The organism is Mycobacterium sp. (assembly GCF_035697385.1).
Lineage (GTDB): Bacteria > Actinomycetota > Actinomycetes > Mycobacteriales > Mycobacteriaceae > Mycobacterium.
In genome coordinates, this window is the sequence record NZ_DASSCY010000175.1 from 1 (window position 1) to 24,075 (window position 24,075).

Below are 24,075 nucleotides of genomic sequence, written 5' to 3' on the forward strand. Positions count from 1 at the left end.
CAGCGGCACCCACTTCGGGCATCAGACCCGTCGCTGGAATCCCAAGATGAAGCGGTTCATCTTCACCGACCGCAACGGCATCTACATCATCGACCTGCAGCAGACGCTGACCTACATCGACAAGGCGTACGAGTTCGTCAAAGAGACTGTCGCCCATGGCGGCAGCATCATGTTCGTCGGCACCAAGAAGCAGGCGCAGGAATCCATCGCCGACGAGGCCACCCGCGTCGGCATGCCGTTCGTGAACCAGCGCTGGCTGGGCGGCATGCTCACCAACTTCTCGACCGTGCACAAGCGCCTGCAGCGCCTCAAGGAGCTCGAGGCCATGGAGCAGACCGGTGGTTTCGAGGGTCGCACCAAGAAGGAAATCCTGATGCTGACGCGCGAGAAGAACAAGCTCGAGCGCAGCCTCGGCGGTATCCGCGACATGCAGAAGATTCCGTCGGCGATCTGGGTTGTCGACACCAATAAGGAGCACCTCGCGGTCGCGGAGGCTCGCAAGCTGAACATCCCGATCATCGCGATCCTGGACACCAACTGCGACCCCGATCTGGTCGACTACCCGATCCCGGGCAACGACGATGCGATCCGGTCGGCCGCGCTGCTGACCCGGGTGATCGCCTCCGCGGTCGCCGAGGGCCTTCAGGCCCGCGCCGGCATTGGCGGCAACGGCGACAAGCCCGAGTCCGAGGGCGCCGAGCCGCTCGCCGAGTGGGAGCAGGAGCTGCTCGCTGGCGCCACGGCGACCGCCAGCCCGACCGCCGCGGGTGCAGAGCCCGGCACCCCCGAGGCGGACATTCAAACCGAACCGAAGACAGACGCTTCGTAGGAAAGGCTGAACATTGGCGAATTACACCGCTGCCGACGTCAAACGACTTCGGGAGCTGACCGGTGCCGGCATGCTGGACTCGAAGAACGCGCTGGTCGAGGCCGAGGGTGACTTCGACAAGGCCGTCGAGCTGCTGCGTATCAAGGGCGCCAAGGACGTCGGCAAGCGCGCCGAGCGGGCCACCGCAGAGGGCCTGGTTGCCGCCAAGGACGGCGCGCTGATCGAGCTGAACTCCGAGACCGACTTCGTCGCGAAGAACGCCGAGTTCCAGTCGGTGGCCGATCAGATCGTGGCGGCCGCCGCGGCTGCCAAGGCCGCTGACGTCGACGCGCTGAAGGCCGCCAAAATCGGTGACACCACCGTCGAGCAGACGATCGCGGACCTCAGCGCCAAGATCGGCGAGAAGCTCGAGCTGCGCCGTGTCGCGTACTTCGACGGCACCGTCGAGACCTACCTGCACAAGCGGGCCGCTGACCTGCCGCCGGCTGTCGGCGTTCTGGTCGAGTACACCGGATCGAACAAAGAGGCGGCACACGCCGTCGCTCTGCAGATCGCCGCGCTGAAGGCCAAGTACCTGACCCGGGACGACGTGCCCGAGGACTTGGTGGCCAACGAGCGCCGCATCGCCGAGGAGACCGCCCGCAACGAGGGCAAGCCGGAGCAGGCGCTGTCCAAGATTGTCGAGGGTCGCGTGACCGGCTTCTACAAGGACGTCGTGCTGCTGGATCAGCCGTCGGTGTCCGACAACAAGAAGTCCGTCAAGGCGCTGCTCGACGAGGCGGGCGTGACCGTCACCCGGTTCGTCCGGTTCGAGGTCGGCCAGGCCTGACAGCCGCAAGCACACGCAAAGGCCCCCAGATTCTGGGGGCCTTTCGCGTTGGCTGACCGAAACGGCGGTACGACTTGGTACCGTCGGTGCGTGACATCGCAAATTCATGCCTTCGGCGACGACGCCCTTGGCGACCTTGATGCTGTTGGTCTGGTTGACGCGCTGCGGGCCGGTCAGGTTTCGGCCGCCGAACTTGTCGAAGCCGCCATCGCCCGCACCGAGGCCGTCAACCCAACCCTTAACGGGCTGGCATACGAGGCGTTCGACCGGGCGCGGACGCGGGCGAAGTCGACGCGGCCCTACGGCGGCTTCTTCGATAGCGTGCCGTCCTACATCAAAGACAACGTCGCAGTCGGGGACATGCCGACGATGCAGGGCACCGACGCATGGGACGCGCACCCAGCTTCGATCGACGGCGACTTCGCGCGCGCGTATCTGGCGACGGGCATGCTGCCGCTGGGCAAGACGAGGCTTTCCGAGTTCGGGTTCAGCGCGTCGGCCGAACACCCCCGGCTCGGCCCGGTGCGCAACCCATGGAACCCCGACCACACCGCAGGCGCCTCGTCGTCGGGATCGGGCGCATTCGTTGCGGCGGGCGTGGTGCCGATCGCCCACGCCAACGACGGCGGCGGGTCCATCCGAATTCCTGCGTCCTGCAATGGATTAGTCGGCCTCAAGCCGTCGCGCGGCCGGCTCCCGCTTGACAAGGAGATGCGTCAGATGCCGCTGCGCATCGTCGCCAACGGCGTGGTGACCCGGTCGGTGCGCGACACGGCGGCGTTCTACCGGGAGATGGAGCGGGTGTCGCGCAACCCGAAGCTGCCGGCGATCGGAGACGTGACACATCCGGGCAAGCAACGTCTGCGGATCGCGGTATGCACGCAGTCGATTTCGCGCGAGGCCAGCCCCGAGGTTCGCGAACTCACCCTCAAGACCGCCGCGCTGCTCGAGGAGCTGGGTCACAAGGTCACCGCGATCGACAACCCGGTGCCGCCGCAGTTCATGAACGACTTCCTCTTGTATTGGTCGTTTTTGGCGTTCGCGCTTGTCCGCGGGGGGCGCCGCTCGTTCGGTGCGAGTTTCGATCGGACCCGACTCGACAATCTGACGCTGGGACTGGAGCGCCACGCTGCGCGCAATCTGCACAAGCTGCCACTGGCGATCGCCCGGCTCTCGCGGGTGCGCCGGATCACGTCGCGGCTCACCAGCATTCACGATGTGGTGCTGACGCCGACGCTGGCCGAGGTGCCGCCGCGCATCGGTCATCTCGACCCCACCGCGGACTACCAGCAGATCATCGACCGGCTCATCGAATGGGTGGCGTTCACCCCGTTGCAGAACGCCACCGGCGAACCCGCCATCTCGCTGCCCCTTGCGGAATCCGCATCCGGAGTCCCGGTCGGCATGATGTTCGCCGCGCCGCACGGCCAGGAGGCCAGGCTGCTCGAGCTGGCGTACGAACTCGAAGAGGCGCGGCCCTGGCCGCGCATCAACGCATGAGTCGCTACTACGTCTACGACCAAGGTCTGACGGGACAACGAAATCCGTTGCGTGCGCGCAATAGCGCCGTAACTCGACATCGGATGAGTTAACGCCGCCGACATTCCACGCGGCCGTGGGTGAAACTTTCCGATCCCACCATCCCTGTTGTGGAGACCAGTCAGGTCAGTAAAGCGCCCACAACCGTTCGATCGCCGGCGATCGCCACTGCATCCGGGAACACCTTCGTGTGCCTCGTCCGGTTCGCGTTGGCCAACATCCGTCGCCGCCCCGAACGGTTTGTGCTGTCCGTGCTCGGAATCGCGCTTGCGATCGCCTGCGTGACGGTCGTCCGCACGATCTCGTCGAGCTTCGCGATCACCGGAGCTGATTCGGTCACCGACGTCCTTGGCGGCGCGCAGCTGTGGGCGGTGCCGGCCGCCGGGGTGCACTACGACGCCAACGCACAGGCGCTCGTCGCTGACGGTGACGCGCCCGTGATCACCATCCCGGCCGGCTGGACGGCCACCCGCACCTTGTCGGGGATCACCACCATCGACGGCACAACGGTGTCGTTGCGCGGAAACGACGAAACCCCCAGCGGTCAAGCGATTTTGGGCGCCGCGCTGGCGGAGAGGCTGGGGCTGCACGCCGGCGATAGCGTGGTGGTCGGCGGGCGCAGCCTCGTCGTCAGCATTGCCGGAGGAGGCCAATCGATCACCGTTGCGACGACGCTGGCGCAGTCGATCGTCGGCGACAACGGCTGGTGGACGATCTTCGCTCCGCCCGGAGACGAGAAGCGCCGCGACCTGGCGCAGGTTTTCGGAAGTGCGGTTGGCCTCGAGTCGACATCCGACCCGTCGGTCACGCCGGACCCGAGCGGCGGCGGTCTGATCTACGACACAGTCGGCGGTTCCGGTCCGCTGACATTCGAACAGAAGTTTTCTGCGCTGTTCTCCGGCAAGGTGACTAGCTCAACCCTTGGCCTGATCTCCACCATTGGACTCGGCCTGGGTTTCATCATCGCAGTGTCGTCCTTCCTCGCTGCCGTCCAGGAACGCCGCCGCGAATTCGGCATCATGTCCAGCATCGGACTGGCCGACGAGGTGCTGTACTTCTTTCTCGTCGAGTCGGCCATCGTCTTCATCGCCGCCTACCTGGTCGGCGTGATCAGCGCAGGTGCGGCCGTGGCGCTGGTGATCCCCGGCATTGCGACGCCCACGGCGTGGCTGCAGGGGGCCGGCATGGTCGCCGGATTCCTGCCCGCGATGGCGATCGTCGGCGCGCTCGTTCCAGTACATCGGCTGCTGCAACAACGACCCGTTTCGCTGCTGGGGGACCGCTGATGAGCGCTTGTGCGAAGAAGAGAGAGCACTAATGTTGCGCAAGGGTTTGGCCTACGGATGGCTGGCCGCGCGGCGGCGAATCCGCGAGATGGTCCTACCCGTCATCACGACCGCTACGGGCGCATTCCTGGTGGTGATCGTCTTCGGCATGTCCGACGGGATCCGTGCGCAGTCGGCGACTCTGGGTCACGCCGAGGAGATCGGGCGTGCGGTTGTGCTGATCGCGGTGACCGTGCTGTTGGTCGGTGTCGTGGAGGTCGCGGTGGCGACCACCCGCACCGTCGGCCACCGCACCCGTGAACTCGGTGTCCTCGGCGCCAACGGGGTGCCTCGCAAACCCGTGGTGGCCGCATTGCTCGTCGAGCCGGTGATCGCGGCGGTGCTCGGAGCGCTGGCGGGCGCGGTGCTGGCCGCGTTGACCGGAATCATGCTCGGCGCAGTCGGTTTGGTGGCGACGGGCATGTCCGGAAACGGGCTGATGTTCGGCGCGGCGATCGCGATCGGCGTGAGCATCGTCGCGGCGTTCGTCACCAGCATCGTGCCCACCTGGAACGCCGCCTCGCGACCACCGATTCGTTCCCTGACAGCAGGAGGCTAAGCGATGACCGCAGTCGAAGTATCCACTCCGGACGTCGTGCTCGACGCCGACCGGTCCGCACCTGTCATCGAGATCTCCGATGCGTGGAAGTTGCACAAGCTTGGCGACGAGGTCGTCAAGGCACTCGTCGCTGCCGAACTCACGGTGATGCCCGGTGAATTCGTCTGCCTGATGGGGCCGAGCGGCAGCGGAAAGTCGACGCTGTTGAACATCATCGGAGGACTCGACCGGCCGACCAAAGGGACGGTGAAGGTCGCGGGCCGCGACACGGCGACGCTGACCGAAAGCCAGTTCGCGGCGTTGCGCCACGACACCATCGGCTTCATCTTCCAGAGCTACAACTTGATTCCGTTCCTCTCGGCCGTAGAAAATGTCGAGTTGCCGCTTATGTTCGAGCCGTATGATCGGAAGTCGTTGCGCAAGAGGGCGTTAGAGCTGCTCGAACTCGTCGGACTCGGGCATCGCGTGCACCATCAGCCGACCAAGATGTCGGGTGGTGAACAGCAGCGCACCGCGATCGCGCGGTCGCTGATCAGCAACCCGACGCTGGTGCTGGCCGACGAGCCGACGGCGAACCTCGACCACCGCACGGGGGAGACGGTGGTGCGCATGCTGCGCGACCTGTGTTCCGAGCTTGGCGTCACAGTTGTCGCCAGCACGCATGATCCCACGGTGGCCGACGAAGCGAGCCGTGTTGTCCGGATGAAAGACGGACAAATCGTCAACTGATCTGAATCCCGGCGATATCCAACAACTTTGGGAGCAGCATGACTCAAGAACTCGAAGCGGCAAGACCGTCAGAGCGTGACACGCTCATGACCACTGAGCTGGTCCCGGAGCAGATCCTGCCGAAGGTTCTTGGCACCTTCGGTCTCACGGCAACCTACGTGTTCATCATCTGCTGGATCACCGGCTCATCGGTGATGGCCACCGGCGGCTGGACGGCAATCCCGATGTGGGTTCTTGGCATCCTCACCTTCCTGGTGCCTGCCGGCTTGGCCGTCGCAGAACTGGGCAACCTATGGCCCGGCCAGGGTGGTGTGTACATCTGGGCCTACCGCACGATGGGCGACAAAATGGCGTTCCTGGGCGGCTACCTGTCGTGGGTGCCGGTGGTCCTCAACGCCGCCTCATCGCCGGCGATCTTCATTCAGCTGATGTTGTTGGCATTCCACGCCGAGATCGGGCTGACGTTGAGCATCACCCTGCAACTTGTCGTGCTGTGGACGGTCATCGGACTGGCGATGGCGAAACTTGCTGCCAACCAGCGCATCATGAACGTCACGTTCCTCGTGTACGGCGTATTGACCATGACGATCTTCATCGCCGGCGTGATCTATGCGTTCGGCAACGGTGGCCCCGCCACCCCGTTTAGCCTCCACGACTCGATTGTTCCCGATTTCGCCGGAGCCGGCTTCCTGTACGGCACTGTGCTGCTGTACCTGGTCGGTGTGGAGACGCCGTTCAACATGGGTGCCGAGTTCCTGTCGGTGAAGCGCAGCGCCACCAAGATGATCGCTTGGGGCTCGGCCGCATTGGTGGCCATCTACCTACTGACGACAGTTGGCACCATGATGGTGCTGCCTTCGGAGGAGATCGACCCGGTCACGGGCGTCGTCGGCAACCTCGACGTCTCCGGCTTCCCGGGACTGATGGAGATCGCGGCGATCGTGATGGCGCTGATCATCTTCGTCGCTCTGGTGACCTACCAGGTGGCCTACTCGCGGCTCATCTTCGTCTCAGGCCTGGAACGTCATCTCCCGCGAATCTTCACGCACCTCAATCCCCGTACCCGCAACCCGGTCACCGCGTTGCTCGTGCAGGGCACGTTGTCGTCGCTGATCATCGTCGCGCTGTACTCACAGAGCAGCATGGCCAACGTCACCGTGTATCTGCAGGGCGGCCTCAGTGTGGTTTGGCTGATCTCGGGCTTCTTCTTCTTCATCCCGTTGATCATCGCCCGCTTCAAGTACGCCGATCGCTATGCCAGCGAGGACTTCTGGAGAATCCCTGGCGGAATGCCGGCGGTGTGGGCCACCGTTGCGGTCGGCGTGGTCGCGACCTGCGCAGGCGTCTACTACTCATTCGCCTCGCCGTGGATCGACGTTCCCGTTGCCACGTGGATGACGTGGGTGGGCGGCATCGCGGCGGGCATGTTCGTTCTCGGCGCGATCGTGTACTTCTTCGGCAGGCGCTCGGCGGCCAAGGTCAGTCAGGAGGACGCGCTGGCACATCTGGCGGTTCTGGATCTGAAGAAACCCGAATCGACAAGTCCTGAGGTGGTTTAGCTCGATGACAATGGATAGCACCGTGCTGAGCACGGAAGCGACCGACGACAAGATCTCCTACCCGCTGGACCCGCTGAACGGCGCGGAGATCGAGGCAGCGGCGGCCGTCATCGTGGATTCGGAATACTCCACGCCCACACTGAGATTCGTGATGATCCAGTTGGCCGAACCGGACAAGACGCCGACGCTGACGTTCGACGCCGCGATGGAGGTGCCCAGGAGGGCATTCGTCACCATGTACGACGGTGCGGCCAAGCTCATCTACGAAGCCGTCGTGGACCTCGGCGCGAGGGTCATCGACTCGTGGAAGGCGGTGCCCGGTCGCTTCCCGTCGTACCTCGTCGAGCACATGACCGGAGTGGAGGAGGTGGTCCGTCAAGACCCGAGATGGCAGGAGGCCATGCGCAAGCGCGGCGTCACCGACTTCGATCTCGCCATGATCGACCCCTGGCCCGCAGGCTATTACGGCCCGCAGGACCACTACGACAACGCGCCGCTGGTCTGCCGGCCGTTGACATTCATGCGGGCAGCGCCGTCGGAGCACGGCTACGCGCGACCGATCGAGGGGTTGATCGTCACGTTCGACCTGGATGCGATGAAGGTCATCGACGTCGAGGATCACGGGGTCGTGCCGCTGCCGCCGACGGCGGGCAACTACGCCGAGAAGTTCATGTTCGACGAGAACAACCGGCCCGCGTTCACCGAATTCCGCGACGACGTCAAGACCATCGAGATCACTCAGCCCGACGGGCCGAGCTTCACCGTCGACGGCTGGAAGGTGCAATGGCAGAAGTGGTCGATGCGAGTGGGCTTCAATCCACGCGAGGGCATCACCCTGCACGAGATCACCTACACCGACCGCGGCGAGACCCGACCCATCGTCTACCGGGCATCGCTTTCGGAAATGGTTGTGCCGTACGGGGATACCGAGCCGACGCACTGGAACAAGAATGTGTTCGACATGGGCGAAGTGGGAATGGGCTTTTCGGCCAACCCATTAACCCTCGGCTGCGACTGCCTCGGCGAGATCTTCTACTTCGACGGCACCGTCAACGACTCCTCGGGCAACGCGGTCACCATTCCGAACGCGATCTGCATGCACGAAGAGGACTACGGAATCTCCTGGAAGCACACCGATTTCAGAACCGGTGAAGTGGAAGTGCGACGGGCTCGGCGGCTGGTGATCTCGATGATCTGCACCGTCGGCAACTACGAGTATGGATTCTTCTGGTACTTCTACAACGACGCGTCGATGGAGGTGGAGGTCAAGCTCTCCGGCGTGCTCACCACCGGCGCCGTGCCCGACGGCGAGGAGCCGCGATGGGGAAAGCTGGTCGCGCCCAACATATACGGCCCCAATCACCAGCACTTCTTCAACTTCCGGCTCGACATGAGCGTCGACGGCGCGGCCAACAGCGTCTACGAGGTGGACTCGATTCCCGAGCCCGACCCGAAGCTCAACCCGCACCACAATGCGTGGATCACCCAGGACACGCTGGTGGCGTCGGAAGCAGAAGGGGCGCGGGACTGGGACTGGACGAAGGGCCGCTACTGGAAGATCGCCAACCCGTCGAAGGTCAACGAGCTTGGTAGCCCGGTGGCCTACAAGCTCACGCCGCGCGAAGTGGTGCCGGTGATGGTGCAGGAGGGTTCCTACATCTACGACCGCGCGCGGTTCGTGCAGCACAACCTGTGGGTGACCAAGTACGACGCCGACGAGAAGTTCGCCGCGGGCGATTACATGTACCAGTCACCCGACGCGCAGGGTCTACCGGAGTTCATCGCCGACGATGCGCCGCTGGCGAACACCGACGTGGTGCTGTGGTACACGGTCGGCGCTCACCACGTGGTGCGGCCGGAGGACTGGCCGGTGATGCCATGCGCGTATACGGGATTCCACCTCAAGCCGGTGGGCTTCTTCGACGGTAATCCGGCCCTGGACATCCCGCCATCACCGCCGGCGGCCTGCCACCACCACTGATTTTGACGCAGGTGCGTCAGCGCACCGGCGTCAGCGGTGGATTGCCGGCGAGCACGGCCGCGGCGTTGTCGATCGCCAGAATGCCCATCGCGTCGCGCGTCGCCTCGCCGGCACTGGCGATGTGCGGGGTGAGTAGCAGGTTGGGCGCGTCGAGCAGGGCCGGGTTGACATGCGGTTCGTTCTCGAAGACGTCGAGGGCCGCGCCATGAATCTGGCCCGACTGAAGGGCCTCGATCAGCGCTGCTTCGTCGACGACGCCGCCGCGGGCCGTATTGATCAGGTATGCCGTCGGTTTCATCGCGGCCAGTGCAGCGGTGTCGATCAGGTGATGAGTTTCCGGCGTCAGCGGGGTGAGCCTGAGCGCGTTCTCGTGGACCTACGCGCTAATGCAGATCCCAGCCGGCCGGCTCATCGACCGGTTCGGCGAGCGGCTGATGTACGGAGCCTCGGTGCTGGCCTGGTCGCTTTTCACCGCCGCTACCGGTTTGGTCTCGAGTTTCGGCGCCCTGCTCGGGCTGCGGCTCGGCCTGGGCATCGGCGAAGCAGGCGCGTATCCAGCATCGGCCAAGACCGTCTCGCACTGGTTCCCGTTGCGGCTGCGCAGCCGAGCCACGTCGGTGTACGACAGTGGTGCGCGCATCGGCAGTGCAGCGGCTACCCCGCTCATCGCTTTGATCATCGGCCTGTGGGGTTGGCGGGCAGCGTTCCTGTTCGCAGGCGCGCTAGGCGTGCTGTGGGCCATCGGGTGGTGGGCGTGGTACCGACGCCCCGAGCTCCATGCCGCTGTCAACGAGGCGGAGATGGCGATCATCCACGAAAGCCACAAGGAGCAGGCCGCCACGAATCTCAACCCAGACGCCGAGCCGACGCGCGTTGTCGACTTGTTCAAGAAGCGAACGGTCTGGGGCATGATGATCGGCTTCTTCTGCTTGAACTTCATGATCACGTTCTTCCTCACCTGGTTTCCGTCGTATCTCGTGAAGGAGCGCGGGTTTGATCTACTCAAGCTCGGTCTGTTCGGCATGATCCCTCCGCTGGCGGCGATTTTGGGCAGTTGGCTCGGCGGTATCACCGGCGACTACCTACTCAACCGAGGGTGGTCACTGAACAAGGTCCGCAAGACCTGCCTCGTCGGCGGCATGCTCGTGTGCTCGGTGATCGCGCTGGCAGCCATAGCGCCTGAGGCGTGGCAGGCGCTGGCTCTGATGTCGATTTCCTATGCGGCATCAGCGTTCACGATCGTGACGATCTGGTGCCTGCCCTCCGATGTCGTCGACTCCAGTACCGTCGCGACTTTGGGCGGCACGCAGAACTTCTTCTCCAACATCGGAAGTGCCTTGAGCCCGATTGTGATTGGTGCTCTCTACGGTGCGACCGGATCGTTCGAGGTGCCGCTGCTGTTGACCGGCGTGATCGTCGTAGCCGGCGCGTTGTGCTTCGGACTCCTCATCAAGAAGGTCGAGCCGATCCGACGGGTCTGAATTTCACGCTGAGCGGGGCCCCCGCCCATGGGCCCGCGCGCAAGCTGGGGGGCTGGGGAACGCAGAAGGCCCAATTTCGCAACGAAATTGGGGCTTGTGCGTTCCCCGTTGCACGCGGGGTGGGGGTACCCCCAGCTTGCGAGGGGGAGTGCCCCCAGCTCGCGCTAGACGAGATCTGTGCCGAGGGCGGCCAGGATGCGCTTGAAGTCGTAGCGCTCCCGGTCTGACAGATTGGCCATCAGCCGGCGCTCGGCTGCCTGCACACCGGCATCTGTGCGCTTCAGCAGCTGCTCGCCTTCGCGGGTCAGCTGAGCGGGCAGTGATCGGCCCGACGACACGGTTGCCGGCCGAGTGACGAGTCCACGATCCTCGAGACCGCGCAGGACCATGTTCATCGCCTGCGGTGAGACGTTCTGGGCGCGGGCCAGATCGGCGTTGGACTGTCCCGGGTACTTGGACAGCACCCGCATACAGAGGTATTCGGGAAACGCCACTTCCAGCGGGTCCAGGACGGTCGCCGTCACATCTGCCTTCAGTGCAAACATCACCCGGCTCAGCAGATAGCCCAGCGGCTGGTCCTCAAACGACTCGCTCATATCAAGCATATTGACACATATCAATGAGGTTGATATACACGAGTCATGACTATGCCAGAAAATCTCTTCGATTCCGCATACAAGGGCGAAGCCGTCGAGATGGGTCTCGGAACCCGGCCGCCTTGGAGCATCGGCGAACCTCAGCCGGAGCTCGCTGCGCTGATCGAGCAGGGCAAATTCCGCGGTGATGTGCTCGATGTGGGCTGCGGCGAGGCCGCGATTTCGCTGTATCTGGCTGAGCGGGGGTTCACCACCGTCGGGCTGGATCTGTCGCCCACCGCCATCGACCTCGCCCGCGCGGAGGCGGCCAGGCGCGGCCTGTCCAACGCCAGCTTCGAAGTCGCCGATATCAGCGCGTTCTCCGGCTACGACGGCCGGTTCGGCACGATCGTCGACTCCACGCTGTTCCACTCCATCCCGGTAGAGCTGCGCGAGGGCTACCAGCAGTCGATCGTGCGCGCCGTCGCCCCCGGTGCGTCTTACTTCGCCCTGGTGTTCGACCGCGCCGGCCTGCCCGACGGCCCGGCCAACCCCGTCACCGAACAGGAGCTGCGCGACGTGGTCGCCAAGTACTGGGCCATCGACGAGATCAGGCCGGCACGCATCCACGCCAACCTGCCCGAAAACATCGAGGGATTGCCCATGCCGTTCGGCGACGTGCGCGACGAGCCGAAGGGTCGCAAGTCGGTTCCGGCCTGGCTGCTGACCGCGCACTTGCCTGGCTAATCCGCGAGAGACGGACCCCGTAGCGGCTGCGCGGCCCCCATAAGGCAGGATTAAGGGGATCTCAGCGAGGACCCCGAAGGAGTCGGATGGCGGAGCCAACCAGCCCCAACGGTGACGAGGCTTCCTCTACGCCGATCCGTCCGATGTACTCCCGCGTGCTGCTCAAGCTCGGCGGCGAGATGTTCGGCGGCGGGCAAGTGGGCCTCGATCCCGACGTGGTGCATCTGGTGGCGCGGCAAATCGCCGAAGTGGTTCGCAGCGGTGTGCAGGTTGCCGTCGTCATCGGCGGCGGCAACTTCTTCCGCGGCGCGCAACTTCAGCAGCGCGGCATGGAACGCACCCGGTCGGATTACATGGGGATGCTCGGGACCGTGATGAATAGCCTTGCGCTGCAAGACTTTCTGGAGAAGGAAGGGATTGCGACGCGGGTGCAGACCGCGATCACCATGGGCCAGGTCGCCGAACCGTACATTCCGCTGCGGGCACGCAGGCACCTGGAAAAGGGCCGGGTGGTGATCTTCGGCGCAGGCATGGGCCTGCCGTACTTCTCCACCGACACCACCGCCGCGCAACGCGCGCTGGAGATCGGCGCCGAGGTGGTGCTGATGGCCAAGGCTGTCGACGGTGTCTTCACCGCCGACCCGCGCGTGCACCCCGACGCCGAATTGCTCACCGCGATCAGTCACCGCGAGGTCATCGACCGCGGGCTGAAAGTCGCCGATGCGACCGCGTTCAGCCTGTGCATGGACAACGGCATGCCGATCCTCGTGTTCAATCTCCTGATCGACGGCAATATCGCGCGGGCGGTCGCAGGTGAGAAGATCGGAACACTGGTCACCACCTGACGGGTGGTATCGGGCCGGGCGATAGCGACGGGAGAAAGCACCGTGATCGACGAAACGCTCTTCGACGCCGAGGAGAAGATGGAGAAGGCGGTGTCGGTGGCGCGCGACGACTTGGCGTCCATTCGCACCGGCCGCGCCAACCCCGGCATGTTCGCGCGCGTCAACGTCGACTACTACGGCTCGGCCACCCCGATCACGCAGCTGTCCAGCATCAACGTTCCCGAGGCGCGGCTCGTCGTGATCAAGCCGTATGAGGCGAGTCAGCTGCGCAACATCGAGGACGCGATCCGCAACTCCGATCTCGGGCTCAACCCCACCAACGACGGCAACGTCATCCGCGTCGCCATCCCGCAGCTGACCGAGGAGCGTCGTCGCGACCTGGTCAAGCAGGCCAAGGCCAAGGGCGAGGACGCGCGCGTCTCGGTGCGCAACATCCGCCGTAAGGCGATGGAGGAGCTGCACCGCATCAAGAAGGACGGCGAAGCAGGCGAGGACGAGGTCGCGCGCGCCGAGAAGGATCTCGACAAGTCCACCCACCAGTACACGACCCAGATCGACGAGTTGGTCAAACACAAAGAAGGCGAGCTGCTGGAGGTCTAGTGGCCGATCAGCAAGCAAGTCCTGTGGCCGAAACAACGGAGCCGTCGAAGAAGGCTTCCCGGGCCGGCCGGAATCTCCCGGCCGCGATAGGCGTCGGCGTCGTCCTCGGCGCGATGGCGATCGGCGTCCTGCTGTTCGCACCGATCGGATGGCTGCCCATGCTGGCGGTGGCGATTCCGATCGCCACGCACGAGGTCATTCGCAGGCTCCGAGAGGCCGGCTACGCGCTGCCGGTGATTCCGCTGTTGGTCGGCGGCCAGGCCATGATCTGGCTGGCGTGGCCGTACGGCGTTGCAGGCGTTTTGGGGGCCTACGGGGCCACGATCGTCGTGTGCATGGTCTGGCGCCTGGTGGGGCAGGGTCTTCGCGAGCAGCCGGTGAACTATCTGCGCGATATTTCTGCCGCCGTGCTGCTTGCGACGTGGGTTCCGCTGTTCGCCAGCTTCAGTTCGCTGCTGATCTTCCAGGACGACGGTGGCATCCGAACGTTCACGGTGATCGTGACCGTCGTCTTCGCCGATATCGGCGGTTACGTCGCAGGGGTGTTGTTCGGCAAGCATCTGATGGCGCCGGCGATCAGCCCGAAGAAGTCGTGGGAGGGGCTGGGCGGCTCGATGCTGTTCGGCATCACCGCAGCCGTGTTGACGGTGACGTTCTTGCTGGACAAGCCCGCATGGGTCGGCGTGCCGTTGGGGCTGATGCTGGTGATCACCGGTGTGCTCGGCGATCTGGTCGAGTCGCAGGTCAAGCGCGACCTCGGGGTCAAGGACATGGGCAGGCTGTTACCCGGTCACGGGGGAGTGATGGACCGGATCGACGCGATGCTGCCCTCGGCCGTCGCCGGCTGGATTGTCCTGACGCTGCTGGCGTGACCCCTTGGCGTTGAGCCAACAGGCGGCCGCGCCGACCACCAGGCCTACGGCGATCCCGATGTCGGGCCGCTGGCTCAGGATCAGCCACGACAAAAGGCCCGCGACCGCAGGGATGACCGCGAAAAGCATCGCAACCGCTGCCGCGCCGTAGTTGTTGATCGCGCGCACGTACATCGCCATGCACAAGGTGGCGTTGAGCAGAACGACGGCGGCCAGCGCGCCCGCCGCCTTCCACGGGTCGGTCACGTGCCACGGCATGACTGTGGCCAGCGCCGCCACCGGCAGCAGGGCCACGCCGTTCTGCAGCGCCGCCGAGGCGCGAAAGTCCACACCGGAGCAGAACCGCTGCTGATACACCCCGCCCGCGGCGACGCTGACAAGCGCCGCCAGCAGAAGCAGCACAACCATGTCGACTCCGCCGATCGTCATCAGGCGTCCCGCGCACGCCGCCAGCACCGCGAGGACCCCGAGGACCAATGCGCCGACCCGCGTCCAGGTCAGCCCCTCGCGGAGGAACACGGCCGCAAGCAGCGCGGTGACCACTGGGTTCATCGAGATGACGACTGCGGCGAGCACCGCCGGCGCGCCGTGCATCAGCGCCAGGTACAAGCAGACGAACTGCAACACCTGGGTGAGCAACCCGGTGACCATCACGTGCGCAAACGTGCGACCAGTGGGCCATGTCACCCGGGCTATCAACGCCCAGCCGGCCAGGATCGCACCAGCCAGCCCGAACCGGAAGACGAGCACCGCCATCGGCGACATCACCGAAACCGCAAGTGCGCCAATCGGATAGCCCAACGCATAGAAGAACGTCAGAGCCGACGCGGCACCGAAGGGCATCGTCCGCATGGGCATACGCTCCATAGTTGCGACCAACGCCCGTCATCGCCAATCAATTTCCGCCATGCACAGGTGAGATACTGACGGAGAATCATGGCCATCTCCCTGCCCCTGGTATTCGATCCGCCGCGACGTGCGATGCCGCCGCGCCACCTCGCCGACCTCGACGAGGCGGGCCGCGCTGACGCCGTCGCGGAACTCGGGCTGCCCGCATTTCGCGGTAAGCAACTGGCCAATCAGTACTACGGACGGTTGATCGCCGACCCGCGCCAGATGACCGACCTGCCTGCCGGCGTGCGCGATCAGGTCGCCGACGCGCTGTTCCCGAAGCTGCTTGACGCCGTTCGTGAGATCGAGTGCGACGCGGGCGAGACCCGCAAGATGTTGTGGCGCGCGGTTGACGGCACGACATTCGAATCGGTGTTGATGCGCTATCCGGAGCGCAACACGGTGTGCATTTCGTCGCAGGCCGGCTGCGGGATGGCGTGCCCGTTCTGCGCGACCGGCCAAGGCGGGCTCAAGCGCAATCTGTCGACGGCGGAAATCCTCGAGCAGGTGCGGTCAGCCGCCGTGGAATTGCGCGACCGCGACGGGGACGGGATGGCACGCCCCGCGCGCGGTGGCCGGTTGTCCAACATCGTGTTCATGGGCATGGGTGAACCGCTGGCCAACTACAACCGGGTGCTCGCCGCGGTGCGCCGCATCATCGCGCCTCCACCGCAGGGGTTCGGCATCTCGGCGCGTTCGGTCACGGTGTCGACAGTGGGGCTGGCGCCTGCGATCCGCAAACTGGCCGACGAACGACTCGGTGTCACGCTGGCGTTGTCGCTGCATGCACCCGACGACGAGCTGCGAGACACACTGGTCCCGGTCAACAGTCGATGGAAGGTTTCCGAAACACTGGATGCGGCAAGGTATTACGCCGACGTGACTGGCCGGCGGGTGTCGATCGAATACGCGTTGATCCGTGACATCAACGACCAGCCGTGGCGGGCCGACCTTCTCGGTAAGCGGCTGCACGGCGCACTTGGCCCGTTGGTGCACGTCAACGTGATCCCGCTGAACCCGACGCCTGGCAGTAAATGGGATGCCAGCCCCAAACCCGCCGAACGCGAGTTCGTCCGACGCGTGCGCGAGCGCGGGGTGTCTTGCACGGTGCGCGACACCCGCGGCCGCGAGATCGCTGCGGCCTGTGGGCAATTGGCCGCGGAGGGCTGACCCGGGCCGGAGAGAGGAGCGACCGGTGGACCCCATCGCAATCTTCATAGGCGTTGGCGTCTTCATCGCGCTCATGTTCGTGGTCGCATTGGTCGTGCGCATCGTCTTCCGGCCACCGGGCGTTGCCGCGGTCGTCAAGAAGGTGCGTGAGGTGCTGGCAGCGCGGGATGTCTTCGAGAAGGCGTACAGATTCACGACGGCGTCATCGGCGCAGCAGGTGATCGACGCGATCGAAAAGCGCTGGGACCGCCCCGTGCCAAAGGGCCCACGGGATTTTTACATCGAAAGTACGATCGCAGAGCAACAAGTCATTCTCCTGTACGGAAACCAGGACACACCTCGGGTCTTCGCCGCTCGCATCGACTTCGAGTCGCGGGACCCTGCGTCGGGCACATTGTGGTTCTTCGACGCCATAGTTCTCTCGCCTGGCACGGAAGCCGCCGACCAGTTACGCGCGGACTTCGCACGCCTGATTGCCGAGCTTTCGCCAGGTTCTCTTCTTGAAGAGTGCGAAGGAGACGTCACCCTTGCCACCTGGTTTCCCAAACAGCGCGAACCGGGTCATCGGCGGCAACACGGCCACCATCGCCGCGGCCGGACCGATGTCTGAATTGCCCGCGTAGCGAGCGACAACTGGCACCTACAGTCGGATGCCGCCGATCCACAGGGGTTTCGCTGCAGCGCGAAGTGCCATCACGTGTCGGTGAATGCGGTACTCCGTCGCGCGCGTTACATATCCCGGACCGTAGAGGCCGTGCGCTAGTCGTCGTACCCTCCCGCGTCTTCTTTCCCAGCGCAGGGCGTCCGATATTTGTTTCGACGCCCGCCCACCGATCGCGAATCCCTGCCACTCCATCGCATCGACGAGCTCACCGACGGTGGTAGGGCCATGTTGCAACAGGTACATCGTCAGCGCGTAGCGCAGCTCGAGCCCCTGCAGTGGATGTCTGCTGTCCATAGTCGAACCGTGGCATGTACATCCGACATGTCGACGTTGTCGCTCGCTACGCGGGCAAAATCAGGTGTGCGCTTCCTGAACCCCGGTGGGCGCGTTGGCAAACCACACGTTCTCCTCGCGAAGGTTGCGGCTGCGCCAGCCGCCGGGCGTGCGCACCAGCTCGTGGTGGTAGTAGCCGCCGCAGTAGCTGGGCTCCGTCATTCCCGGCAGCTGCATCGGGTTGTAGAACATCGCCCGCACGCGCGCGCTGTCACCGTCGACGTCCGCCTCGATGTTCGTGATGTAGTGCATGCTCCACGGGATCACCCCGAAGTTCGCCGCGAACCACTCGACGACCTGATCGCGGTCACCCACAAGAGCTCCCGCCGACGAGTAGTCGATGCGCGCGTCGTCTGTGAACACCGACCGATACAGGTCCCAGTCCTTGGTGTCGATCGCGCGCGCGTATCGGTAGAGCAGCGCGGCGATCTCGCGTTCGTCGCTCACTCCAGTCTGATTCACGGCGCCGCCGTGTCCGGCATGCCGATCGTCTTGGCCTCCAGGTACTCCTTGTAGCCCTCTTCGCCGTTGCGGTAGCCCAGGCCACTTTGCTTGGTGCCGCCGAACGGACTGCTGATCCCGAAGTGGCTCTTGCCGTTGATCGTGACGTTTCCGGTGCGCATCCGCTTGGCCACCTCCAGCGCGCGGTCGACATCGCCACTGCTGACCTCACCCGACAGCCCGTAGATCGAATTGTTGGCGATCGCAATCGCCTCGTCGTCGCTGTCGTACGGCGTCACCGTCAGCACCGGCCCGAAGATCTCCTCCTGGGCGACCTGCGAGTCGGGGTCCACATCGGCCAGCAGGGTCGGCTGCACGTAGTAGCCCGTCGGCAGGTTCTCGGGCACGCCGCCACCGGTGACCAACCGGGCCCCGGAATCGATGCCACTCTTGATCAGGCCCAGCACCTTCTGCCGCTGGGCCGCGCTGATCTGCGGACCCTGCATATTGCCAGGAACCCACGGATCACCGACCGGAAAGCCCTCCATCATGGACTTGAGGATCTCGATGCCTTCGTCATACCGGATGCGGGGCAACAGGATTCGGCTCGGCAGGATACAACTTTGACCCGACATGACGCATGCCATCATCGCCGCCATCGGTAAGGCCGAGTTGAAATCGGCGTCGTCGAGCACGATGTGAGCCGACTTGCCGCCCAGCTCCAGCAGCGTCTTCTTCACCGTCGCCGCGCCTGCCGCCAGGATCGCCCGGCCTGTGGCCGTCGACCCGGTGAAGGTGATCATGTCGACCCGCGGATCGGCCGACAGCGCCGCCCCGACCTCGTTGGCGCCTGCCACCACCACGTTGAACACCCCTGGCGGGATGTCGGTCTCTTCGGCGACGATGCGCCCGTACTCGGTGCCCGACCACGGCGTGAGCTGTGCAGGCTTGAGCACGACGGTGTTGCCTGCCATCAGCGCAGGCACCGTCTCGGCGATGTTCAGGTAGAACGGTACATTCCACGGCGTGATCGCGCCGACCACGCCGACCGGCTCGTAGTGGATCTTGCGCCGTGCCGGACCCAATTGAGTGGGGTGGACGCCGGTGTCGACGAGGTACTCGAAGTTCCGGCCGTGCTCGGCCCAGTGCTTGACCTCGTCGATGGGGCTCTCGATCTGGCTGCCGGACACGGTGACGGGACAGCCGACCTCGGTGATCAGGATCCGCCGCAGCCGCTCCTTGTCCTTCTGCAGCGCCTCGTGCAGCTGGTTGACGCAGTGGTAGCGGAACTCGACATCACGCGACCAGTCGCCCGTGTCGAACGCGCGGCGCGCCGCCGCCACGGCCCGCTCCATGTCGGCCATCGTGCCGTCGGTGGCCTGGCCGGCGACTTCCTCGCTCGCCGGATGGATAACGTCGAATTTGGCGCCGCTGCTGGTGAACTGCAATTCGCCGTCGATGAGCATCCGCTCGTCACCGGCTAGTACGCCCGTCTCAGTCTGCACTTCCGTCATGGGAGACAGCTTTACAAACTACGGCCTAAGTGTCAGCACTTCGGCGAAGCCGAAAGATTGAGCCCTGTGGCGAAGCCGAAAGATTGAGCCCTGTGGCGAAGCCGAAAGATTGAGCCCTTCGGCGAAGCCGAACGATCATTCCTGCTGCTTTATCCCCACGGCGTGGCGCAGTTGCGAGAGGAACTGGTCGGCGTCGTCGCTGCGGACGATGTAATGGGAGATGGCAACGCGAATTGCGGTGGCCGCCTTGACCGCTGCGTTTGGTCCGGTCAACAGCCGCTCCAGGCGCGCACGCATCAACGGAATCACGTCCGTCAGCTGGGCGATGGTCACCTCGGGCTCGATGTCGACGACCCGGACCCCGGAGTAGGACTGCTGGTACTCGACGATGAACCTCAGCGCGGCATCCAGTTTGTCGGTGCCGCGAAGTCCCGCGGTGGCCTTGCTTATTCCACTGTCGAACTGGTGCCGTTCGAAGAGCCCGAACGCGTCGAGAAGCTCCTCTTTGGACGCAAACCACCGATACAGCGTTGGTCGCGAAACGCCGGCCTGCAACGCGACCTCGGACAGGCTGAGCTTGGTCTGCCCGTTGCGCTTGAGCACCTCGGAGGTGGCCACGAGGATGCGTCGTCGTGTCGAGGTGTCATCCTCGACGGCGGCTGCTTCGCGCCGTGCGGCCGATTGCTGTTCCACTCCTGAAGCCTTACAAACTCGTGAGCAATTGCGACGTTGTCACTCGGTCACCAGATCGTAGTTCACAGCGACGCCTTCAGAAGCGTCACTGTGCCGAGATCATCGAGCGCCGCGACGCTTCGCCGCAGGCCTTCCATGGCGATGCGCTCGGCCTGCAGCCGCCCATACCGGCGGTGATCAGCGCCGCCACGTACGCATACAGCGCTCCTGTGCGGTAGCGATCCCACAACTCGTCGCGGTCGAGCTCGGGTCCACCCGCCCGCCGCAAGCGTCTGTCGATAGTGGTCGAGCATGTCGTGCTCGGCAGCCTGGCGATCGGCGGTGTCATGCCGGTGACCAGCGTGTAGGCCAGTTCGCGAGCGGGGTGGCCGCGGCGCACCGCCTGCCAGTCCATCGCCGGTGAGCGCCAGCCGAGCGCGCGACGAGGTGCCCGCGTCGCCGGCGATCACCGACACCGAGGTCACTGTGCGCCCCATGATCTTCGACAGCGCTGTCGCGTCGAGATCCTCGACCTTGCGGGGGAGAGAACGAACGCGGCCGACGACCGCGTCGGTTGCGATACGTTGCAACCCGCGCCCCAGGTGCGTGGCCAAGCCGAGGACAGGCGCCGCCCGGCACGGAAGTTGGGGCACTTGGCGAGTTTACAAAGCCGCGCGTGTTTGTAATCTTCTACGGAAGGAAGGCCGATGGCCGGGCCGATGGAGGGCGTCAGGGTCGTCGAGCTCGGCGTGTGGGTTGCGGGCCCGGCGGCAGGCGGAATTCTGGCCGACTGGGGCGCCGATGTCGTCAAAATCGAACCGCCGGACGGCGATCCGGCACGGATGTTCGGCCGGATGCTGGGCATCGAGGGCGGCATGAGCCCGCCATTCGAGATGGACAACCGCGGCAAGCGAAGCATCCTGCTCGACCTGACGACCGAGGATGGGCGCGCGGCCGCACACGAATTGTTGAGCGCTGCAGACGTTTTCCTCACAAATGTGCGGCCCGGTGCGCTGAAGCGAATCGGCTTGGACTTCGAGTCGGTGGCCGCGCGCAATCCGCGTCTGGTGTACGGGCTGATCACCGGGTATGGCGAGACCGGGCCCGATGCCGATCGCCCCGCCTACGACGTCGCCGCGTTCTGGGCACGGGCGGGTCTCGCTCACCTGCTGACCCGCCCCGGTGACACGCCGCCCTTCCAGCGAGGCGGGATGGGCGACCACACGGCGGGCATGACGCTGGCTGGAGCCGTGTGCGCTGCCTTGGTTGCCCGAGCGAGGACAGGCAAGGGGCAGTTGGTCAGCACGTCGCTGTATCGACAAGGCGCCTACACCGTGAGCTTCGACCTCAACACGTTCCTGCTGACAGGGCATTCCATCGCGATCGGCCAACGCGAGTCGATGGGCAATCCCTGCATGAACAACTATTCGGCGGGCGACGGTCGGCGGTTCTGGATCGTCGGCTTGCAGGCGGGCCGGCACTGGCCGCCGCTGTGCAGGGCCGTCGGGCGCGCTGACTGGCTGACCGATCCCCGCTTCGACACCGCGCAGGCCCGTGCCGCCAACGCGACAGAACTCATCGCCGAGCTCGACGAGATCTTTGCGACCAAGCCACTCGACGAATGGGCGAAAGTTTTTGCGGGCGAATCGGATTTCTTCTGGTCGCCGATCAACTCGATCGACGATGTGGTGGCCGACGACCAGTTTCACGCTGCTGGCGGCGTGGTCTACGTGCCCGACGACGACGGCAGCATGCCGATGGTCGCGACGCCCGCCGACTTCCACGGCACGCCGTTGGAACCGCGGTATCGGGCACCTGGACTCGGTGAGCACACCGAGGAGATCCTCGCCGAACTCAAGACGCGCCGGGTTTGATTCCTGCTGCGTGCCGCAACTGTGCGAGGAAATCGTCGTCATCGTCGCTGCGCACCAGGTAGTGAGAAACCGCTACGCGGACCGCCGTCGCGACCGCCAAGTGAGCGTCGGGTCCGACGGCGAGTCTTTCGAGGCGCTCCCGCATGAGCGGAATGACCCGCGAGAGCCGCCTGATGACCTGGGCCGGCTCGATGTCGATCATGCGCAACCCCGGATAGGAGTGTTGGTACTCGACGATGACCCGTAACGCCGCGTCGAGTCTCTCGCTTGCAGGAAGGCCAGAGGTCGCAGCGGCCACCGCCCGCTCGTAGTACTGCCGCTCCCACACCACGAAGGCGTCGAGCAGATCCCTCTTGGAGTCGAACCACCGGTACAGCGTCGGCCGCGACACTCCGGCCTGCACCGCGACGTCGGAAAGGCTGAGCTTGGTCATGCCGTTGCGGCCGAGGACTTCCGCGGTGGCCGCCAGGATCCGCTGACGTGTCGAGTGGTCAGCGTCTGCCGAAGCGTCCGCGGCGACGGTCGCCGGTTCCTGCATCGTCATAGCTTTACAAATTTTCGCTGAAGTGTCACGCTGAGTTTTGTGACTGTAGCTAGTTCGCCGCAGGTTCGTGAGTACAGCCCGCACGATCTCTCGACGCGACGATTCTGGAGCCAGCCTTTCGAGGTTCGAGACGAAACCTTCGCGCAGCTACGCGCAGGCGACGGACTCAGCTGGCATCATCCGTTGCCCACGATGTGGCCGGTGGAGGAGCCGGGATTCTGGGCGCTCACTCGGCGCGCCGACATCGCGCACGTCAGCCAGCACCCCGAGTTGTTCACCTCCGCCCGCGGTATCGCTTTGGACCCGATGCCGTTCGAGGTGCAGCAAATCGCGACGTTCTTCCTGGCGATGGATCCGCCGCAGCACACCACGTACCGGCGGCTGATCAGCTCGGCGTTCACTCCGCGCAATGTGCGCCGTATCGAGGAGCAGATTCAGAAGAACGCCGTCGCGGTCGTCGACGATCTTGTCGGTGCCGGCGATGTCGACTTCGTGACAGCGTGCTCGGGCCGGCTGCCGATGATGACGATCTCCGAAATGCTCGGTGTGGCACCGTCGGAACGTGAGGCGGTCGCGAAGGCCGCCGAGAAGCTGTTCTCGATGAGCGACGACGAGTACAGCTCATTGGAAGAGCGGGCGCAAAACACCATCAACGAGATGATGTTGCTGGTCAACACCGGCATCGAGCTTGCGAAGCACCGGCGCGCTCACCCCTGTGATGACTTGATGACCAGCATCGTCGAGGCAGAAGTCGACGGTCACCAGTTGACCGACGAGGAAATCGGCGCGTTCTTGATCCTGCTCGCGTCCGCAGGAAACGACACCACGAAACAGACCACAACACATGCGATGTTGGCGCTGGTGAACAACCCGGCGCAGCGTGACTGGCTGATGGAGGACTTCGACGGGCGAATCACTTGGGCGATAGAGGAATTCGTGCGATGGGCGACGCCGGTGCTGCAGTTCGCGCGGTTCGCCACCGAGGACACCGAGATCGCAGGCCAGGAAATCAAGGCCGGCGACAAGCTCGGTCTGTTCTACTGCTCGGCTAACCGGGACGAAAGTGTCTTCGACGAACCGGGCACCTTCAACCTGCGGCGCTCGCCCAATCCGCACCTTGGCTTCGGCGGTGGCGGTCCGCACTTCTGCCTCGGCAACCAGCTCGCCAAGGCAGAACTGCGAAACCTGTTCCGTGAGTTGTTGACCCGATTGAAGCGGATCGAGTTCGGCGAGCCCGACTACCTGCTGAGCAACTTCGTGCACGGCATCAAACGCGTGCCGGCGAACGTGGCTTAGGGAGACGTGATGCGCGTCGAAGTAGACCTCGACAAGTGCACCGGACACGGGATCTGCGAATCGATCGCCGAGGATGTGTTCGAGGTGCAGGACGACGGCACCGTGCTGATCCACGCCAACGAACGGCCGGAGTCGGACCGCGGCCGAATGCAGCAAGCCGTAACGCAGTGTCCCGCAGCGGCGTTGTATCTCGTTGATTAGCGCCG

The 24,075-nt window shown here is 64.9% G+C and carries 26 protein-coding genes and 1 pseudogene; 18 read left to right on the forward strand and 9 right to left on the reverse strand.

Annotated features, from left to right (window positions below):
• From rpsB to VFH65_RS14380, 8 genes are all read left to right on the forward strand, one after another.
• Positions 1-829: 30S ribosomal protein S2 (gene rpsB, locus VFH65_RS14345; RefSeq protein WP_353322354.1), on the forward strand; the 829-nt coding region annotated here is incomplete at its 5' end.
• Positions 830-842: 13 nt separating this feature from the next.
• Positions 843-1,658: a translation elongation factor Ts gene (gene tsf / locus VFH65_RS14350; protein ID WP_353322355.1), complete on the forward strand. Its 816-nt coding sequence runs from the start codon at positions 843-845 to the stop codon at positions 1,656-1,658.
• Positions 1,659-1,748: 90 nt separating this feature from the next.
• Positions 1,749-3,158: an amidase gene (locus tag VFH65_RS14355; protein WP_353322356.1), complete on the forward strand. Its 1,410-nt coding sequence runs from the start codon at positions 1,749-1,751 to the stop codon at positions 3,156-3,158.
• 149 nt (positions 3,159-3,307) lie between these two features.
• Positions 3,308-4,483 (forward strand): ABC transporter permease, encoded by a 1,176-nt coding sequence (locus VFH65_RS14360; RefSeq protein ID WP_353322357.1) that lies wholly within the window; start codon positions 3,308-3,310, stop codon positions 4,481-4,483.
• A gap of 31 nt (positions 4,484-4,514) precedes the next feature.
• Complete coding sequence (locus VFH65_RS14365; RefSeq protein WP_353322358.1) at positions 4,515-5,081, forward strand: ABC transporter permease; 567 nt, start codon at positions 4,515-4,517, stop codon at positions 5,079-5,081.
• Positions 5,082-5,084: 3 nt separating this feature from the next.
• Positions 5,085-5,810, forward strand: a complete 726-nt coding sequence (locus tag VFH65_RS14370) for an ABC transporter ATP-binding protein (protein ID WP_353322359.1) — start codon at positions 5,085-5,087, stop codon at positions 5,808-5,810.
• 38 nt (positions 5,811-5,848) lie between these two features.
• Positions 5,849-7,369 (forward strand): APC family permease, encoded by a 1,521-nt coding sequence (locus VFH65_RS14375; RefSeq protein ID WP_353322360.1) that lies wholly within the window; start codon positions 5,849-5,851, stop codon positions 7,367-7,369.
• A gap of 4 nt (positions 7,370-7,373) precedes the next feature.
• Positions 7,374-9,350: a primary-amine oxidase gene (locus VFH65_RS14380; RefSeq protein ID WP_353322361.1), complete on the forward strand. Its 1,977-nt coding sequence runs from the start codon at positions 7,374-7,376 to the stop codon at positions 9,348-9,350.
• A gap of 16 nt (positions 9,351-9,366) precedes the next feature.
• Here VFH65_RS14380 and VFH65_RS14385 read toward each other — a convergent pair whose 3' ends face one another.
• A complete protein-coding gene (locus tag VFH65_RS14385; RefSeq protein ID WP_414688416.1) occupies positions 9,367-9,648 on the reverse strand; it encodes a 2-hydroxyacid dehydrogenase in 282 nt (93 codons plus the stop codon).
• A 52-nt stretch (positions 9,649-9,700) separates the two neighbouring features.
• Here VFH65_RS14385 and VFH65_RS14390 point away from each other — a divergent pair, with 52 nt between their 5' ends.
• Positions 9,701-10,831 (forward strand): MFS transporter, encoded by a 1,131-nt coding sequence (locus VFH65_RS14390; protein WP_414688417.1) that lies wholly within the window; start codon positions 9,701-9,703, stop codon positions 10,829-10,831.
• 164 nt (positions 10,832-10,995) lie between these two features.
• On the opposite strand, the gene VFH65_RS14395 is transcribed toward VFH65_RS14390, so the two are convergent.
• Positions 10,996-11,427, reverse strand: coding sequence for a MarR family transcriptional regulator (locus VFH65_RS14395; RefSeq protein ID WP_414688418.1), 432 nt, complete (start codon positions 11,425-11,427; stop codon positions 10,996-10,998).
• Between the two features lie 45 nt (positions 11,428-11,472).
• On the opposite strand from VFH65_RS14395, the gene VFH65_RS14400 reads away from it, so the two are divergent.
• From VFH65_RS14400 to VFH65_RS14415, 4 genes are all read left to right on the forward strand, one after another.
• Positions 11,473-12,153 carry a class I SAM-dependent methyltransferase gene (locus tag VFH65_RS14400; protein ID WP_353322363.1) on the forward strand — a complete coding sequence of 227 codons (681 nt, stop codon included), beginning with the start codon at positions 11,473-11,475 and terminating at the stop codon, positions 12,151-12,153.
• An 86-nt stretch (positions 12,154-12,239) separates the two neighbouring features.
• Complete coding sequence (gene pyrH / locus VFH65_RS14405; protein ID WP_353322364.1) at positions 12,240-12,998, forward strand: UMP kinase; 759 nt, start codon at positions 12,240-12,242, stop codon at positions 12,996-12,998.
• A 42-nt stretch (positions 12,999-13,040) separates the two neighbouring features.
• Positions 13,041-13,598: a ribosome recycling factor gene (frr, locus tag VFH65_RS14410; RefSeq protein WP_353322365.1), complete on the forward strand. Its 558-nt coding sequence runs from the start codon at positions 13,041-13,043 to the stop codon at positions 13,596-13,598.
• Positions 13,598-14,470, forward strand: a complete 873-nt coding sequence (locus tag VFH65_RS14415) for a phosphatidate cytidylyltransferase (RefSeq protein ID WP_353322366.1) — start codon at positions 13,598-13,600, stop codon at positions 14,468-14,470. Before frr ends, VFH65_RS14415 begins: the two co-directional genes overlap by 1 nt.
• Here the strand turns inward: VFH65_RS14415 and VFH65_RS14420 are convergent.
• Positions 14,381-15,313, reverse strand: a complete 933-nt coding sequence (locus VFH65_RS14420) for a DMT family transporter (protein ID WP_414688421.1) — start codon at positions 15,311-15,313, stop codon at positions 14,381-14,383. The two genes, VFH65_RS14415 and VFH65_RS14420, sit on opposite strands and share 90 nt — an antisense overlap.
• Positions 15,314-15,406: 93 nt before the next feature.
• Between VFH65_RS14420 and rlmN the strand changes: the two genes are divergently transcribed.
• Both rlmN and VFH65_RS14430 read left to right on the forward strand, forming a co-directional pair.
• Complete coding sequence (gene rlmN / locus VFH65_RS14425) at positions 15,407-16,531, forward strand: 23S rRNA (adenine(2503)-C(2))-methyltransferase RlmN (RefSeq protein ID WP_353322368.1); 1,125 nt, start codon at positions 15,407-15,409, stop codon at positions 16,529-16,531.
• 25 nt (positions 16,532-16,556) lie between these two features.
• A complete protein-coding gene (locus tag VFH65_RS14430) occupies positions 16,557-17,141 on the forward strand; it encodes a hypothetical protein (RefSeq protein ID WP_353322369.1) in 585 nt (194 codons plus the stop codon).
• A gap of 30 nt (positions 17,142-17,171) precedes the next feature.
• Here the strand turns inward: VFH65_RS14430 and VFH65_RS14435 are convergent, their stop codons facing one another.
• The 5 genes and pseudogenes from VFH65_RS14435 to VFH65_RS14455 form a co-directional block, all read right to left on the reverse strand.
• On the reverse strand, positions 17,172-17,489 hold the full coding sequence (locus VFH65_RS14435) for a hypothetical protein (RefSeq protein WP_353322370.1): 318 nt from the start codon (positions 17,487-17,489) through the stop codon (positions 17,172-17,174).
• Between the two features lie 60 nt (positions 17,490-17,549).
• The gene (locus tag VFH65_RS14440) at positions 17,550-17,990 is read right to left on the reverse strand and encodes a nuclear transport factor 2 family protein (protein WP_353322371.1); all 441 of its coding nucleotides are present in this window, start codon (positions 17,988-17,990) and stop codon (positions 17,550-17,552) included.
• Positions 17,987-19,483, reverse strand: a complete 1,497-nt coding sequence (locus tag VFH65_RS14445) for an aldehyde dehydrogenase family protein (RefSeq protein WP_353322372.1) — start codon at positions 19,481-19,483, stop codon at positions 17,987-17,989. Before VFH65_RS14445 ends, VFH65_RS14440 begins: the two co-directional genes overlap by 4 nt.
• 135 nt (positions 19,484-19,618) lie before the next feature.
• Positions 19,619-20,176, reverse strand: a complete 558-nt coding sequence (locus tag VFH65_RS14450; protein ID WP_353322373.1) for a TetR/AcrR family transcriptional regulator — start codon at positions 20,174-20,176, stop codon at positions 19,619-19,621.
• A 62-nt stretch (positions 20,177-20,238) separates the two neighbouring features.
• Positions 20,239-20,808 (reverse strand): annotated as a pseudogene (locus VFH65_RS14455) (oxidoreductase family protein).
• 54 nt (positions 20,809-20,862) lie between these two features.
• On the opposite strand from VFH65_RS14455, the gene VFH65_RS14460 reads away from it, so the two are divergent.
• Positions 20,863-22,029: a CaiB/BaiF CoA transferase family protein gene (locus VFH65_RS14460; protein WP_353322374.1), complete on the forward strand. Its 1,167-nt coding sequence runs from the start codon at positions 20,863-20,865 to the stop codon at positions 22,027-22,029.
• Here the strand turns inward: VFH65_RS14460 and VFH65_RS14465 are convergent.
• A complete protein-coding gene (locus VFH65_RS14465; protein ID WP_414688419.1) occupies positions 22,010-22,573 on the reverse strand; it encodes a TetR/AcrR family transcriptional regulator in 564 nt (187 codons plus the stop codon). The genes VFH65_RS14460 and VFH65_RS14465 overlap by 20 nt on opposite strands.
• Before the next feature lie 39 nt (positions 22,574-22,612).
• Here VFH65_RS14465 and VFH65_RS14470 point away from each other — a divergent pair, with 39 nt between their 5' ends.
• A complete protein-coding gene (locus VFH65_RS14470; RefSeq protein ID WP_353322376.1) occupies positions 22,613-23,869 on the forward strand; it encodes a cytochrome P450 in 1,257 nt (418 codons plus the stop codon).
• A 9-nt stretch (positions 23,870-23,878) separates the two neighbouring features.
• The gene (locus VFH65_RS14475; protein WP_353322377.1) at positions 23,879-24,070 is read left to right on the forward strand and encodes a ferredoxin; all 192 of its coding nucleotides are present in this window, start codon (positions 23,879-23,881) and stop codon (positions 24,068-24,070) included.
• Positions 24,071-24,075 lie beyond the last annotated feature (5 nt).

Coding starts and splice junctions, on each gene's coding strand:
- VFH65_RS14445 (WP_353322372.1), bottom strand. CDS start 19,483: ATGACGGAAGTGCAGACTGAGACGGGCGTACTAGCCGGTGACGAGCGG.
- VFH65_RS14385 (WP_414688416.1), bottom strand. CDS start 9,648: ATGAAACCGACGGCATACCTGATCAATACGGCCCGCGGCGGCGTCGTC.
- VFH65_RS14400 (WP_353322363.1), top strand. CDS start 11,473: ATGACTATGCCAGAAAATCTCTTCGATTCCGCATACAAGGGCGAAGCC.
- VFH65_RS14475 (WP_353322377.1), top strand. CDS start 23,879: ATGCGCGTCGAAGTAGACCTCGACAAGTGCACCGGACACGGGATCTGC.
- VFH65_RS14375 (WP_353322360.1), top strand. CDS start 5,849: ATGACTCAAGAACTCGAAGCGGCAAGACCGTCAGAGCGTGACACGCTC.
- rlmN (WP_353322368.1), top strand. CDS start 15,407: ATGGCCATCTCCCTGCCCCTGGTATTCGATCCGCCGCGACGTGCGATG.
- VFH65_RS14370 (WP_353322359.1), top strand. CDS start 5,085: ATGACCGCAGTCGAAGTATCCACTCCGGACGTCGTGCTCGACGCCGAC.
- pyrH (WP_353322364.1), top strand. CDS start 12,240: ATGGCGGAGCCAACCAGCCCCAACGGTGACGAGGCTTCCTCTACGCCG.
- VFH65_RS14465 (WP_414688419.1), bottom strand. CDS start 22,573: ATGACGATGCAGGAACCGGCGACCGTCGCCGCGGACGCTTCGGCAGAC.
- VFH65_RS14460 (WP_353322374.1), top strand. CDS start 20,863: ATGGCCGGGCCGATGGAGGGCGTCAGGGTCGTCGAGCTCGGCGTGTGG.
- VFH65_RS14420 (WP_414688421.1), bottom strand. CDS start 15,313: ATGCCCTTCGGTGCCGCGTCGGCTCTGACGTTCTTCTATGCGTTGGGC.
- VFH65_RS14395 (WP_414688418.1), bottom strand. CDS start 11,427: ATGAGCGAGTCGTTTGAGGACCAGCCGCTGGGCTATCTGCTGAGCCGG.
- VFH65_RS14435 (WP_353322370.1), bottom strand. CDS start 17,489: ATGGACAGCAGACATCCACTGCAGGGGCTCGAGCTGCGCTACGCGCTG.
- VFH65_RS14365 (WP_353322358.1), top strand. CDS start 4,515: ATGTTGCGCAAGGGTTTGGCCTACGGATGGCTGGCCGCGCGGCGGCGA.
- VFH65_RS14380 (WP_353322361.1), top strand. CDS start 7,374: ATGACAATGGATAGCACCGTGCTGAGCACGGAAGCGACCGACGACAAG.